The following is a 14,352-nucleotide window of genomic DNA, read 5'->3' as shown; positions in this document are numbered from 1 at the left end:
ATCCGACCGGCCGTCAGTCCCTCCCCACGGAAGGCCCTTTCTCGTGCGCACCAGAATTCCGGCGCTCGCCGTCGCCGCCGTCGCCACCCTGATCGCCCCCGCGTCCCTGCCCGCCTCGGCGCATCCCCAGGAGAGCGAAACGCCTCTCAAGGCCGTGCAGAACAGCGGGAGTTCGGCCGACCGGGCGCAGGAGGGATCGGTGTCCGCCGCCGCTCTCCTCACTAAGGCGGCGACCTGCGAGCAGGTCTCCCAGGGCAAGTTCCGTACGGACGAGGGAGCCGGCGCGGACATCCCCGTCTGCGGGAAGCGGGGCGCGGTGTTCTGGAAGGCCGACATGGACATCGACTGCGACGGCCGACCGACCAAGGCCTGCAACCGGCTCACTGACCCGCTGTTCCAGGACGCCACCGCGTTCCAGGAATCCAACGGCCGCCAGCTCAGCGCGGAGCACCTCCCGTACGTCGTCGTGCCGGGCCCGAGCAGCCGCTGGAACTACGCGAAGCACGGCATCACGGGCGGCTCGGTGGTCGCCGTGATCCATCAGGACAAGGTCCTGTACGCCGTCGTGGGCGACACCGGGCCCACCGAGCTCATCGGCGAGGCGTCGTACGCGGCGGCGAAGTCGCTCGGCATCAACCCCGACCCCAGGACGGGCGGCACCGCCTCGGGTGTCACCTACATCGTCTTCGACGGTCCCAGGGCCTCCCCCATCGAGAGCCACCAGGCCGCGGTCACCCGGGGTGACGCGCTGGCCCAGCAGTTCCTCCGTGAGAACTGACCTCCCGGCCTCACACCTTCCGGTAGGAGTACGCCTCAGCCGCCGCGGCCTCCACCGCCGCGAGGTCGGCGCCCGCCGACGCGGTCACCACGGCCGCGACCGCGCCCTCCACGAAGGGGGCGTCCACCAGGCGGGCGCCCTCCGGGAGCTCGTCGCCCTCGGCGATCAGCGCCTTCACGGTGAGGACCGCGCTGCCCAGGTCGGTGAGGATCGCGACGCCCGCGCCGCCGTCCACCTTCGCGGCCGCCGCGGAGATGAGCTCCGCGCTCGTGCCGAGGCCGCCGTCCTCGGTGCCGCCCGCGGCGGCCACGGGCGCGGTCGACCCGCCGCCCGCGAGCCCCGTGGCAAGGGCGGCGACGGCTTCGGCGACGGGGCCGCTGTGCGAGACGAGCACGATGCCGACCAGCTTGTCGTCACTCACGGCCGGCCTCCGCGGTCTGCGCGAGCGCGTCGAAGAGCAGTGCCGATGAGGTCGCCCCGGGGTCCTGGTGGCCGATGCTGCGCTCGCCCAGATAGCTGGCCCGCCCCTTGCGTGCCTGCAGCGGTGTCGTGGCCAGGGCGCCTTCGTTCGCCGCGGTGCGCGCCGCCGCGAACGACTCCCCGAGCGCGTCGACCGCGGGGACCAGGGCGTCCAGCATGGTCTTGTCGCCGGGCGCCGCGCCGCCGAGCGCGCTGACGGCGTCCACGCCCGTGCGCAGCGCGTCGGCGAACTCCTGCTCGCTGACCTCGGCGGCGTCACCGAGAGACTTGCCGGTGCGCCGGAGCAGCGTGCCGTAGAGCGGCCCGGACGCGCCCCCCACGGTCGAGATCAGCTGCCGTCCGGCCAGGGTGAGCACGGCCCCCGGCGTGGCCGGCGCCTCCTTCTCCAGCGTGGCCACCACGGCGGCGAACCCGCGCTGCAGATTGCTGCCGTGGTCGGCGTCGCCGATCGGCGAGTCGAGCTCGGTGAGCCGCTGCGCCTCCCGGTCGACGAGTGCGGCGGCCGAGGTCAGCCAGTGACGGAAGAATGCGGCATCGAGCACGGAAACTCCTTGCGCGGTAGAACAGTTGGGCAAAGTGGCACGAGCGGTACGTGGGGCGCGAGCGGGGTGTGGTGAGGGCGGGATACCGGTAGGGATCAGATACCCCAGCGAAGCCCCGCCGTACGCACCGGGGCGTTCCAGAGCCGCAGCAGCTCCTCGTCGACCTGGCACAGCGTGACGGAGGCCCCGGCCATGTCCAGCGAGGTCACGTAGTTGCCGACCAGGGTGTGTGCCACGACGACCCCGCGCTCGGCGAGGACACGCTGGACCTCGGCGTTGAATCCGTACAGCTCGAGCAGGGGAGTGGCCCCCATGCCGTTGACGAGCACGAGCACCGGGTTGCGGGGGCTGAGGTCGTCGAGCACCACGTTCACGGCGTACTCGGCGATCTCGCTCGACGTCATCATCGGGCGCCGCTCACGTCCGGGCTCGCCGTGGATTCCGACCCCCAACTCCAGCTCGCCCGAGGGAAGATCGAAGGTGGGGCTGCCCTTGGCGGGCGTCGAGCAGGCGCTCAGGGCGACCCCGAAGCTCCGCGCGTTCTCGTTCACCTGCCGGGCGATCGACTCGACCCGTTCCAGCGGCATGCCCTCGTCGGCGGCGGCTCCCGCGATTTTCTCGACGTAGAGCGTTGCACCGGTGCCGCGGCGTCCCGCCGTGTAGAGGCTGTCGGTGACGGCCACGTCGTCGTTGACGAGCACCTTGGCGACCTGGATGCCCTCGTCCTCGGCGAGCTCCGCGGCCATGTCGAAGTTGAGGACGTCCCCCGTGTAGTTCTTCACGACGAACAGGACCCCCGCCCCGCTGTCCACGGCGGCAGCCGCCCGCACCATCTGATCCGGCACGGGTGAGGTGAACACCTCGCCGGGGCAGGCGGCGGAGAGCATCCCCGGCCCCACGAACCCGCCGTGCAGCGGTTCATGGCCGGAACCACCGCCGGAGACGAGGGCCACCTTCCCCGCGACGGGAGCGTCCCTGCGCACGATCACGCGGTTCTCCACGTCGATCGTCAGATCGGGATGCGCGGCCGCCATGCCCCGCAGCGCGTCCGCTACGACTGTCTCCGCGACGTTGATCAGCATCTTCACGGGTACCTCCTGGTGACATCGGCAAGGCTGGGTGTCGCTGGGACCCGGGGTCCCGAGGTCAGTATCAAGGCAGTGGCGTAAAGATGCGCGAAGCTCGGACGAAGGTGCCCGTCGGCCCTGCGGAGCGGAGCCCCGGGACACCCCTCGCACGGCATGTGCCAGTGGCCTCTTTCGGCCGTTGTTCCGGGTCGTCCCCCTGACCGCCCGCGGTGGCCAAAACGGCTTGTTGGAGAGGGTGTCGGGCGCCTCCGCGATCACGCGCGCACTCCGTGCGCCCTTGGGATGCCGGTACTCGGAGCGTGTCATTCGGGTGAGTCCGGGCGTGGCGCGTGCGCGTCTTATTGCAATCGGTTCGCAACTACTTATGGGTGGCTAGAAGGTGACAGGGGGGCCTTTGCGCCGCCTGGGGACAGGGGTGATCGTGTGGGAAGCGGAGGGACCCCCTCTGCGCCAGGGCCACCGTGGACGACCGCCGCGGCGCGGCCCGAATGCACCCGACATCCCGACGTGACATTCCCTCCCCGCACTCACCCGACGGGGGCCACACCCCGGCCCCGGCAAGGGAGTTGGACAGACCGATGCAAGGTGTACGCCCTCCGGACCCGCCGGACGTCCGCGAGAAACCCGCCCCCGCCCCCGCCCCCGGCGCACCCGCCACGACCACCGCTGCCGAACCCGTCACCGTCGCCGTCGCGGGCGCCGAGTTCGGCTGGGGAAGCTCGGGCAAGCTGAGCGCCGTCCTCGCCGCGCTGCGCGAATGCTCCGCTCGTCCGCTGAGGTTCGTCGGCCTCGCGTCCGGCCTCGGACGGCCACTGCTTGCCCGGCACGGAGTCGACCGCTGGTACGACCTGCCGGCCGGGGGGCCTGCGGGGGAGAGCGCCGATGCCGTGGCGAAGGTCGTGGAGGCGGAGCGGATCGATGCCGCCGTCGTCGTGCTCGACGGGCCGGCGGCGATGGCCCTGGAGGCGGCGGGCGTGCCGACCGTGTTCGTGGACAGCCTGCCGTTCCTGTGGACCGAGGGTGACCTGCCCGACCTTCCGCTGAAGGTCTCCGTCTACTGCGCGCAGCAGTGCGTCGAGTTGCCGCAGGAGTGCCTCGGCGTCCTGGCCTCCGTACGCGAACTGCGCTGGGTCGAGGCCGTGATCGGCGCTCCCCCCGACCCGCCGGCGCCCCGGCTGAGCCGGCCACAGCCCTTCCGGAGCGCCCTGGTGAACCTGGGCGGCCTGCGCGCCCCCGGCCTGGCGGACTGGACGCGCTATCCGGAGATCGTCGTGCCCGCGGTACTGGAGGCCCTCGCGACGTACGGGGTCGATGAGGCGCATGTGGCCGGCAATCTGCCCGTCGATCTGGCCGAGCGGCTCTGCGCGGCGAGCGGCGCGGGCCTGCGCGTCACGGCGGGCCCGCTCTCCCACGGCGAGTTCCTCCACCGGCTCGCGGCCTGCGACGTGCTGCTCACCTCGCCGGGTCTGACCACCCTGCTCGAGGCCGGCAGCCTTTCGGTGCCCACGGTCTGCCTGCCCCCGCAGAACCTCAGCCAGATCTTCAACGGCCGTTTCCACAGCCGGGCCGTGCTCGCCGACGTCAGAGTCGTCTGGCCGCCGTCGGTCTTCGCCGAGAGCGAGGTCCTGGCCCATCGCGCGCAGGGCGAGGATGCGGCACTGCGCGTCATCTACGGCGGGATCACCGCCGCTGCCGGGGCACGCGAGGCCCCGGGCAGTCTGACCGCCGTGCGCGAGGGCGTGCTCGAGGCCCTGCGGCGCGCGTCGGAGGGCGCCGTGTGGGGAGGACTCGCCGCTCACGTCGGCATCGGCGGCGCCGCCCAGGTGGCCGACGCCCTGCTCGGCGTACTCGACAGGGAGCCGCTGCCCGGCCCCGCCCGGCCCCCGGCTCCGCGGACCCTCCAGGAAGGCATCGACGTACATGACTGAGCGTCAGCGCTATCTCTTCATCAGGATCCTGGAAGCCTGCAACGCGGACTGCTTCATGTGCGAGTTCGCGCTCTCCCGCGACACCTTCCGCTTCTCGCCGGAGGACTTCGCCGACCTGCTGCCCAAGGCCCGCGAGGCCGGAGTGGCGTACGTACGGTTCACCGGCGGCGAACCGCTCATGCACCGGGACGTCGTCGACCTCGTGCGGGCGGGCACGGAGGCGGGCATGAAGATGTCCCTGATCACCAACGGCATGATGCTGCCGAAGAAGGCCGCACGCCTCGCCGATGCGGGCCTCGCCCAGGTGATCGTCAGCCTCGACGGCGGATCGGCCGCGACGCACGACGTCTACCGGCGTTCCCCTGGCATGTTCGACAACGGCCTGCAGGGGCTGCGCGACGCCGCGGCCCTCGGCGTCCTGCCCCGGGTCAACACCGTGGTCGGGCCGCACAACTACACCGAGATGCCGCAGCTGCAGAAGGTCCTCACCGAGGCAGGCGTCAAGCAGTGGGAACTCTCCGCCCTGAAGCTGGAGCGCTCCATCACCTATCCCGACCCCGACCACGTCCGCGCGGTCTGCGACCCGATCTACGACGCCGACCCCGCCACCCACCTCGTGCCCCTGGGCAAGCGGTTCTACGGGGACACCCGCGAGGAGCAGGACCGCTACTTCGCCGAGTCGCTGACCCCGCGCGCCTCCGAGCCCCTGTGCCACGTCGTGGACGACGTGATCTACATCGACGGCAAGTACGGGCGCATGTACGCCTGCAGTTGCCTCCCGCACCGGGAGGGGGAAGACCTGGGCGGTGCCCCGCTGCGCGAAGGCGGCGCCATCCACCTGGACACCCCGGTCTTCCGCAGCCACGCGGACTTCTTCCGCGAGCGGGGCCCCGACATGTGCGGCGGCTGCTCCACCACGGCCGCCGGTTACAGCGACGACGTCGCGCGGCTCGGGACGGCGGCGCCGTGGCAGTACTGAGGCCCGGCGGGCCCGCCGCCCCGCAGCCGTCAGGGCCCGCCCCGCGCAGGGTGCTGCTCGTGACGCGGGACGAGGAACTCGACTCGCTGCTCGCCGGGCGGCGGATCGCCGCCCACCTGACGGACCTGGAGCCCACCGCGGGCGACGGGCCGCCGCCGGACGTGGCCCTGGTCTGCGACGACGATGCCGCCACCCGCCGGCTGCTCGACCTCGGTGTGCCGGTGGTGCGGCTGCGCTCGGGACACCGGACCACCGCCGACCCCGTGGTCGACGGCGCACTGCACCGGGTGCACCGTCCGGGATGGCTCCCGGGGCCGTGGCCCGCGACGCCGGGCGGCGCGCGCGCCACCGGGATGCTCGCCCCCGTACGGACGGCTCGCGGGCGGCAGCGCGGCGGCAGTCTGCTGCTGCTCTCGCTGTGGGGCGTACCGGCCGGGGAGGCGGACGCGTTCACCTCCGGGCCGCTGCGCGAGCTCGCCGCGGAGGCGGTGCGCCGCACACAGCGGTGCGAGGTGGTGTGCGACATGCGCGTCGAGAGTGTGCGTGCCACGCTCGAAGGGCTCGACGGCGTACGCGTCCGACGCGCCGCCGACACCGATGTCGACGCCCTGCACGCCGACGCCGAACTGCTCCTCGCCGCGCCCACCCTGGGCGCGGTGGCGCTCGCCCAGGCCCGTCGGGCGCCGCTCGCCTTCCTGCCGCCGCTCGGTGACGGCCAGCGTGACCTCGCCGACCGGGTGGCCCGCGTCGTCCCCGTCCCGGTGGCCGCCGATCCAGACGATCCGTCCCTCTGGTCCCCCGGGCAGCCGGGCGCACCGGACCCGTGGTCCGCGCTCGACGGCGCCGCGGACGACCTGCGGGGCGCCCAGCGCGTCGCCCGCACCCTGCGCCAACTCTCCCTCGCACCCCTGTGACAGGTCACTCACCCGCAGAACCTGGAGACACCATGCCCCGCACTCCTGGAGCCACAGACGCGGACCGCCACCCCCTACCGGACCGGCCGGGAATCCCCGAGGTCACCGAGGCGGAGTGGAACGACTGGCGCTGGCACATGCGCAAGCGTGTCACCAACGTCGACAAGGCACGGCAGTGGATCAACCTCACCGCCGACGAGGAACAGGCCATCGACAAGTCAGCGGGCAAGTACCGCTGGAGCGTCACTCCGTACTACGCGTCCCTCATGGACCCGGACGACCCCACCTGCCCCATCCGGCAGCAGGCCGTGCCCGCGCTCGGCGAGCTCGCGGAGTTCAGCGGCGCCGAGGTCGACCCCGTGGGCGACATGTTCTACCGGAAGACCAACCGGGTGGTGCACAAGTACCCGGACCGCGTGATCATGCTGATCACCGAGGCCTGCCCGGTCTACTGCCGGCACTGCACGCGCAAGTTCCACACCACCGACGTCGAGGGCAGTTACTTCCGCGACAACGAGGGCGAGTCCTTCGAGGAGGACCTGCGTTACATCGCCGAACACCCCGAGATCCGGGACGTGTTGCTCACCGGCGGCGACCCGCTCTCCTATCGCGACGGCAAGCTGGAGGAGATCATCTCGGGTCTGCGGGCGATCCCCAGCGTGGAGATCATCCGTATCGGCAGCCGCTTCCCCGTCCTGCTGCCCCAGCGCGTCACGGACGAGCTCTGCGAGATGCTCGCGCGCTACCACCCGGTCTGGCTGAACACGCACTTCAACCATCCGAAGGAGATCACCCCGGAGTCCGCGGCCGCGGTCGACCGGCTGCTGCGCCACGGCATCCCGGTGGGCAACCAGACCGTCCTCCTGCGCGGAGTCAACGACGACGTCACGACCATGCGCACCCTGATGACCGAGCTCCTGCGGATCAGGGTCAGGCCGTACTACCTCTACCACTGCGACAACGTCACCGGCGTGTCCCACTTCATGACCTCCATCGAGAAGGGCTGGGAAATCATGGAGGGCCTGCAGGGACACATCACCGGCTTCGGCGTACCGCAGTACGTGCTGACGACGAAGATCGGCAAGATCCCCATCGCCCAGCCGTACTTCTCCCGCGTGCCCGAAGGCCTGCTGCTCCGCAACTACCGAGGCCAGGAGATGGTCGTCGACGCCTCGGTGCACCCCATCACGGAGGCTGACGCGACATGACCCTCGACAAACGGCTCGGACTGCGCTTCCTCCCCTACGGCGCCAACTACCTCGACTGGCCCGACATGCACGAGCTGCGTGCCGCGATCGAGCACGGGGTCCTCTTCCGCTACCAGACGGAGACCGAGAGCGTCGCCTCGCGCCTGGAACGACGGGTCGGGGAGCGGCTCGGCGCCGGCCATGTGCTCGCGGTGCACAACTGCACGGAGGCGCTGCGCCTCGCCCTGGTCTCCACCCGCCCGCGCGTCGGTGACGTCGTGCACATACCCGCGGTCACGTTCGTCGCGGTGGCGGGCGCCGTCCTGTCCAGCGGCCTCATCCCGGTCCTGGTGGACGTCGACGAGTCGCTCTCTATGGACACCTCGCTGATCCCCGAGGGCGCCCAACGGGTCATCGTCGCCCACATGGAGGGCACGGTCGCGCCGCTGCCCGACGGCGTCCCGTACGTCATCGAGGACAGTGCCCAGGCGCTCGGCGCCACGTTCCCCGACGGGCGGCACACCGGGACCCGTGGGTACGCGGGCACCTTCAGCTTCCACCACAACAAGGTGCTGACCTCGGGGGAGGGCGGGCTGCTCGTCACGAACGACCCGGCCGCCTGGGAGACCATGCGCTGCTATCACGACCACGGCTCCGCACGGGTGCCAGGCCGCTATCCCACCTGGAACGAGGACGCCTACTACGGCGAGAACCTCGTCACCAGCGAGGAGGTCGCCGCCATCCAGTACCAGCAGTTCCGCCACCTCGACGAGGTGCTCTCCGGCCTGGAGCGCCACCACGCCATCGCCATGGAGGAGCTGCCCGACCGCGCCGGACTCGACATCCTGCCCAGAGCGGCGGGCGACGTGAAGATCAGCCTGCGATTCCGGTGCGAGAGCCGGGAGTTACGCGACGCGGCCGTGTCCGCGCTCACCGAGCGGTCCATCGCGAACTGGACGCTCAACAAGTATCTGCTGCCCGACCACCCCGTGGTCGCCGGACGGCGTTCCCTCTACGCCGACGGCTTCCCCTGGAACCTCGCCCCCGACACGACGCTCGCCCTCAGCCGCGACGGGTTCGCCCGCACCAGGGACCTCCTGGACCGCACCCTGTGCGTGCCGCTCTCACCGGAGCTCTCCGAGGCCGAACAGGTCCTCGCCGTCAAGGCGGTCCGCCAGGCGCTGGAGAGCGTGTGAACGCGCCGCCGGTGCTCCTGATGGCGGACGACCGCGCCTCCTCCTTCACCCGGTACGCCGTGGACGCCCTGCCCGGCCGCCTCGTCCTGCTGCGGTTCGCCTCAGCCCGCCAGGACCTCTCGGAGGCATACCTGCGCCAGACCGCGCACGTGCCCGCGTTCTGGGTGAACGAGAGCCTTCCACTGGAGGCCGAGGCGGCCCGCTACCGCGCCTGGGCCGCACAACTCCCCGCCGCGCCCACCCGGTTCTGCAACCCCTCCGAACCGCGCCAGGACATCGCCCAGCGCTTCGCCGCCCTGGCAGGGCTGCCCCACATGACGGAACGTCAGGTGAGCTGGGTGCGCGACAAGGCGGCGATGAAGGACAAGTTCCGTGAGCTGGGCCTGCTCACCGCCCGGTACGCGCGCGTCTCCACGGCGCGGGAGATCGAGGAGTTCGCCGCGCGGTGCGGCTGGCCCGTCGTGCTGAAGCCCGTGGACTCCTTCGCCTGCGTCGACACCTTCCGGCTCACCGGCCCCGGTCAACTGGCCGACGTGGCCCTGGAAGGCCGCTCCTGGCTGGTCGAGGAACACCTGGGCGGCACCGAGTGGGAGGTGTGCGCGCTCATCCACGCGGGCGAGGTGCTCGACGCGTGGCCGAGCGCGATGCCGTGCCGTCCGCTGGACATCGTCGACGGCGCGATGAACGCCAACATCAGTGTCGCCACCGACGAGGGCCCGCCGTTCGACCTGCGCGGCATGCTCCAGCGGATCGTCACCGGCATGGGGATCGACCACGGGTACGCGCACATGGAGTTCTTCGTCGTCGGGCACGAGCTGTACGCGGGGGAGATCGGGATCCGGCTCGCGGGCTGCGAGATCACCGCCAACCACGGGTACGCCTACGGCTTCGACGTGTTCGGCGCCACCCTCGACGTCCACCTCGGCCGCCGCCCCTTCCTCGACTACTCCGGGCGCCGCTGCGCGGGAGACCTGCTGCTGCCGCTGCCCGGCTCGGGGACCGTGCACCGCATCACCGCCGAGGAAGACCTGCTGCGGCTGCCCGGCGTGGTCAAGAGCGCCCTCAGATACCGCGAGGGGGACCTCGTGGAGGCACGCCGCGCCTCGCACAACGCGTCCGGATACGTCCACGTGACCGGAGAGTCGATCGCCGAGGTGGAAAAGCGCATGCGCGGCGTACTCGACGCCTTCACGATCGAAGTGATCACCCAGACACCGGCGGCCAGAACGCTGCAGCACTGAGTCACCCCTCGCCGCCCCGCAACGGGCCACCACGGAACAGGAACCATGGAATCGAAGCCGAACGGTCTTGCCCGCCGTCTCGCCGCCCTGCTCACCCGCCGCCAGATCGCGGGACCTGCCTGGTGGAGCGTGGTCTCCCGGCTGCCCGTCTACCTCATGTCCCTCGCCATGGTGCTCCTCGTGCGCGAACAGGGCGGCAGCTACGCCCAGGCCGGTCTGGTCTCCGCGCTCTACACCGTCGGCATGGCGCTCGGCAGCCCGCTCATCGCCCGCCGGATCGACCGGCAAGGCCGCAGGACCGTCCTGCTGCTGACCGGCGTCGGCTACCCGGCGGCGCTCACCGCGCTGGTGTGGGCGACCGAGCCGGGCGACTGGTCCCAGCCGGCCCTGGCGGTGCTCGCCGGCATCGCGCTGCCCCCGGCGAACGCCTGCATGCGGTCGCTGTGGGCGCGCCTGCCGCTGCGGGACGACGAGCGGGAGACCGCCTACTTGTGGGAGGCGCTGCTCACCGAAGTCCTGGTGATCGGGGCGCCGTTGATGCTCGCCGGGCTGATGCTGACCGGGTCCGCCGGAGCCGCGCTGACCACCGTCTCGGTGATCGGCGGCATCGGGGCGATCGGCCTCGCCTTCACCCGCGTACCCGCGGAGGTCGACGGCGAGACGGCGACGCCGGGCAAGGACGACGCGGGGGACGGGTCCGGCCGTGGCGGTCTCCTCGGCCCGCTGCGCTCCTCGCCGATGCTCGCGCTGACCGCCGTCATGGCCCTCAGTGCCGTGCCCGTCGGCCTGATGACGCTGGCCATCCCCGCCTTCGTCGACGACCACGGCTCACGGGGCAGCACCGGCCTGGTGTACGCCTGCTGGGGCATCGGCAGCGCTTTGGGAGCCCTGTGGCTGGGGCGCTCCCAGTCCGAGGTCGCGGTGCACCTGCGCTTCCCGCGCCTGGTGCTCGCCTTCGCCGTCGGCACGGGGCTTCCACTGCTCGCGACCTCCCAGCTCACCCTCGCGCTCGCGCTCGCGGTCGGCAGCGTGCCCATCGCGCTCGTCTCCGCCAGCGAGATGTCCCTGGTCAGCCTCCTCGCGGACAGCGGCTCCCTCACCGAGGCGTTCACCTGGGCGTCCCTGGCCACGGTGGTGGGGGACGCCCTGGGCCAGCAGGCGGGCGGGCTCCTCATGGAACCGGCGGGCCCACGGGGCGTCTTCGCCGCGGCCTTCGCCGCCGCACTCGCCGCCGCCCTGGTCGCCTTCGCCTGCCGGGGCCTGATGGGGCGCACGGCAGCCGTCCGCGTGCCCACCGAAGCGGGGGAGCGGTGACCGGAGGGGGAGCGGCCCGCGGGCCTCCGGCGATCCCGCTCCCGGACAGTCTCCCGCCCCACACGTCACTCCTCGCAGGGTCAGCGTAAGAAAACGCAGGTCAGCGTAAGAACACGAGGTAACGCTTCATGACATCCGCCGTCTCCCGACAGAGCCACGAGCCGTCGCGACCAGAGCCGGACAGCGCGCTGTTCGCTCCGGTGAAGTACGCCGATCTCGGCACGGCCGTACGGGAGTTCCTCGACGCGCCCGAGCGGACGCCGATCCCCGTACCGGTCGACGACCGGGACGATCTGGTGCACAGCGTGGCCCTGGCGTCGCGCCTCTACTCCGGAGTGCGGCGCCCGGCCCCCCTGGACTTCGGCGTCGTGCTCGGCCCCGCCGAACTGGCCGACGCCGTCGTGGACCTGGCCCGCCCGCTCGCCCGCGAGTGGCTCACCGAGGACGACCTCGCCGGCTTCCACGACCGGCCCCCGGGCACGCTCCTCCTGGTGGGCACCTACGCCCGGCTCAACCTCGACCCGGTGCGCCCGCTGCTCCTGGCCACCTACCGGGACGCCCGGCGGGGCCTGTCCCTGCTCAGCGGCCGCGACGGGACCTCGGTGGCGTGGAACATCGCCAAGCAGTACGCCCACATCCCGGCGGACCTCGAAGCGCTCGGCCTGTTCACGGACACCGACCGGCCGCCGCGGCTTCCCGGGGTCAAGGTCTTCGACGACCGCGACTTCGAACGGCACGACATCCAGTCCGAGATCCTCGGCACCCGGTGGCGCCGCGTCGTCTTCCAGGGCCACGGCAAGGACGACAGCATCAACCTCGGCGAGTTCACCATCTGCGGCCTGAACCAGACCGCGACCGCGGAGCCCGGCGTCCTGGCTCCTCGGTGCGCCTACGGGCTGCCCTGCTACAAACCCGAGGACAAGCTCGTCCCGCTCAACAAGGTCGAGGCGGCGGAGCTGGTCCTCAGCGCCTGCAACAGCGGCCCGCTCGCCGACCTCGCGCTCTACGACCCCAAGTACCAGCTCCTGCTCAACGCCCTCGACAGCCCCGCACGCACGATCGTGTCCGCCGTCTCGGTGCACGACTCCGACCGGCCCGAGAACGTCGCCTGGATGCGCGCCGCCGCCAGCGGGGCGGACTCCGTGGACACCCTCAACGCCAGCCTGGCGGGCTCACATCCGTACCCCGCGTTCATGCGCTTCGGGCTGCCGGGACAGCCACAGGACACCCCGGCACCGCCGCCGCCCTCCGACCACGCCCCCGACCCGCTGGTCCTCACGGTCGGCCGGCGGCTGTCCGCGCTGCTCACGTCGGACCTGCTGCCGCACAACCACAGCCTGCGCCCGCGCCTGGGCAAACTCGCCCGCAAGGTGGACCTCCTGGTGGCCCGACCCACCCACCTCGCCGACCAGTCGCCCGAGGAGATCCGCTCGTCCCTCTCGGCGGACCTGCAGTCCCTCGACCACGTGATCGCCGGGCAGGTCTCGGAGAACCCCGAGGACGAGATCATGAACTACCCCGCCCACTTCGGTGACCGCAGCTCACTGGACCCCGACGTCCACGAGGTGGTCTGCCACTGCGGCCGCCCCGCCCAGGAGTTCGCCCGCCGAGGACTGCTCCCGCACATCCTCGACACCCTGTGCGTGGTGTGCATGCGCTGCGGTGACGTCACCTTCCGCGTCCCCGACGCGCCCCAACTCCTCGCCTACGCAGCCGACGAGGTGGAACAGGGCGGCGTGCTCGAAGTGCGCGCCTCTCTCACCGCGGCCCGGCCCGGCCCCGTACGGCTCGGTCTGTTCCTGCCGAGCTATCTGCGCGACGACACCACCGTGGAGCCCGAGCGGATCAAGGTGCGGGGCTCCGACGACCGCGCGAGGGACGTCGTGTTCACGGTGCGGTTCGCGCCCGACACCGCCCCGCAGGCCTACTACTTCACGGTTTTCGCCGTGCAGGACCTCGCTGTCTCCACCGCCCGGCGGCACTTCGGCGTCGTCCCGGGCCATGACTGAAAAGGCGCCCCGACCACCCCGGCACCCCCACGACGAAGGACGGAAGTCATGGAGAAGACCCCCGAGAAGACCCACGGCACGACCCCCGCACCGGACATCCAGCTCATCGACCACGACGGCGAGGTGACCCTGAGCATCGGCGGTGAACAGGCCATGCAGGCCTGGGAACGCGACCTGATGTGGGCCAGCGCCGACCTGCTCTGCCGCCACGGCAAGGACTTCTACGAGGTGGGCCTCGGCCTCGGACTCTCGGCCCTGCGCATCGCCGAGAACCCCGCCACCCGCAGCCACACCGTCCTCGAACTCTTCGGCGAGGTCGAAGACCTCTTCCGCGAGCAGCACCCGAAGCTCCCCGGCACGCTCTCCATCGAGCGGGGCAACTTCTTCGAGCGGGTCTTCGATCTGGAGACGGAGAGCATCGACGGCATGTTCTTCGACCCCGCGCTCGACATGGAGGTGTGGAAGGACGAGGAACTGTGGAGCAAGGCCATGCCGGAGGTCGTCCGCGCGCTGCGCCCCGGCGGGGTGTTCATCCCCTTCTTCAGCACCAAGCCCGAGCTGCGATGGCAGTACGTCAAGCACTTCCGCACCATCCGCGTGGAGCGCCACCCGTACACCGCGTACGACACCACCGAATACACCTACGGCACCTCGGGTGACGCGTACATCCAGTGCTTCTACAAGGACTGACGGGGG

13 protein-coding genes are annotated in these 14,352 nt (G+C 71.6%); 10 read left to right on the top strand and 3 right to left on the bottom strand.

Annotation, left to right across the window (positions count from 1 at the left end; genetic code table 11):
* Nucleotides 1-43: 43 nt before the first annotated feature.
* Nucleotides 44-778 carry a glycoside hydrolase family 75 protein gene (locus AB0M70_RS21730; protein WP_365821655.1) on the top strand — a complete coding sequence of 245 codons (735 nt, stop codon included), beginning with the start codon at nt 44-46 and terminating at the stop codon, nt 776-778.
* 10 nt (nt 779-788) lie between these two features.
* Here the strand turns inward: AB0M70_RS21730 and AB0M70_RS21725 are convergent, their stop codons facing one another.
* The 3 genes from AB0M70_RS21725 to dhaK all read right to left on the bottom strand — a co-directional run bounded on the left by AB0M70_RS21725 (nt 789) and on the right by dhaK (nt 2,888).
* Nucleotides 789-1,199, bottom strand: coding sequence for a PTS fructose transporter subunit IIA (locus AB0M70_RS21725; protein WP_365821653.1), 411 nt, complete (start codon nt 1,197-1,199; stop codon nt 789-791).
* A complete protein-coding gene (gene dhaL, locus AB0M70_RS21720; protein ID WP_365821651.1) occupies nt 1,192-1,800 on the bottom strand; it encodes a dihydroxyacetone kinase subunit DhaL in 609 nt (202 codons plus the stop codon). Before dhaL ends, AB0M70_RS21725 begins: the two co-directional genes overlap by 8 nt.
* Before the next feature lie 95 nt (nt 1,801-1,895).
* A complete protein-coding gene (gene dhaK / locus AB0M70_RS21715) occupies nt 1,896-2,888 on the bottom strand; it encodes a dihydroxyacetone kinase subunit DhaK (RefSeq protein ID WP_365821649.1) in 993 nt (330 codons plus the stop codon).
* A gap of 578 nt (nt 2,889-3,466) precedes the next feature.
* On the opposite strand from dhaK, the gene AB0M70_RS21710 reads away from it, so the two are divergent.
* The 9 genes from AB0M70_RS21710 to AB0M70_RS21670 all read left to right on the top strand — a co-directional run bounded on the left by AB0M70_RS21710 (nt 3,467) and on the right by AB0M70_RS21670 (nt 14,346).
* Nucleotides 3,467-4,816 (top strand): hydroxymethylcytosylglucuronate/cytosylglucuronate synthase, encoded by a 1,350-nt coding sequence (locus AB0M70_RS21710; protein ID WP_365821647.1) that lies wholly within the window; start codon nt 3,467-3,469, stop codon nt 4,814-4,816.
* On the top strand, nt 4,809-5,795 hold the full coding sequence (blsE, locus tag AB0M70_RS21705; protein ID WP_365821645.1) for a cytosylglucuronate decarboxylase: 987 nt from the start codon (nt 4,809-4,811) through the stop codon (nt 5,793-5,795). Before AB0M70_RS21710 ends, blsE begins: the two co-directional genes overlap by 8 nt.
* The gene (blsF, locus tag AB0M70_RS21700; protein WP_365821643.1) at nt 5,783-6,709 is read left to right on the top strand and encodes a CGA synthase-related protein; all 927 of its coding nucleotides are present in this window, start codon (nt 5,783-5,785) and stop codon (nt 6,707-6,709) included. Before blsE ends, blsF begins: the two co-directional genes overlap by 13 nt.
* Nucleotides 6,710-6,741: 32 nt before the next feature.
* The gene (gene blsG, locus AB0M70_RS21695; protein WP_365821641.1) at nt 6,742-7,917 is read left to right on the top strand and encodes an arginine 2,3-aminomutase; all 1,176 of its coding nucleotides are present in this window, start codon (nt 6,742-6,744) and stop codon (nt 7,915-7,917) included.
* The gene (locus AB0M70_RS21690) at nt 7,914-9,092 is read left to right on the top strand and encodes a DegT/DnrJ/EryC1/StrS family aminotransferase (RefSeq protein ID WP_365821639.1); all 1,179 of its coding nucleotides are present in this window, start codon (nt 7,914-7,916) and stop codon (nt 9,090-9,092) included. Before blsG ends, AB0M70_RS21690 begins: the two co-directional genes overlap by 4 nt.
* On the top strand, nt 9,089-10,333 hold the full coding sequence (locus tag AB0M70_RS21685) for an ATP-dependent carboxylate-amine ligase (RefSeq protein ID WP_365821637.1): 1,245 nt from the start codon (nt 9,089-9,091) through the stop codon (nt 10,331-10,333). The genes AB0M70_RS21690 and AB0M70_RS21685 overlap by 4 nt, the downstream gene beginning before the upstream one ends.
* Before the next feature lie 45 nt (nt 10,334-10,378).
* Entirely contained in the window at nt 10,379-11,647 is a 1,269-nt protein-coding gene (locus AB0M70_RS21680) for an MFS transporter (protein ID WP_365821635.1), read from the top strand.
* A gap of 128 nt (nt 11,648-11,775) precedes the next feature.
* Nucleotides 11,776-13,656, top strand: a complete 1,881-nt coding sequence (locus tag AB0M70_RS21675; RefSeq protein ID WP_365821633.1) for a hypothetical protein — start codon at nt 11,776-11,778, stop codon at nt 13,654-13,656.
* Between the two features lie 48 nt (nt 13,657-13,704).
* Nucleotides 13,705-14,346, top strand: a complete 642-nt coding sequence (locus AB0M70_RS21670; RefSeq protein WP_365821631.1) for a class I SAM-dependent methyltransferase — start codon at nt 13,705-13,707, stop codon at nt 14,344-14,346.
* Nucleotides 14,347-14,352 lie beyond the last annotated feature (6 nt).

Origin of the sequence: Streptomyces sp. NPDC051214 (assembly GCF_040682375.1) — a bacterium.
Lineage (GTDB): Bacteria > Actinomycetota > Actinomycetes > Streptomycetales > Streptomycetaceae > Streptomyces.
Note: the sequence above shows the minus strand (reverse complement) of the source record. Positions and strands in the feature narration are given on the sequence as shown.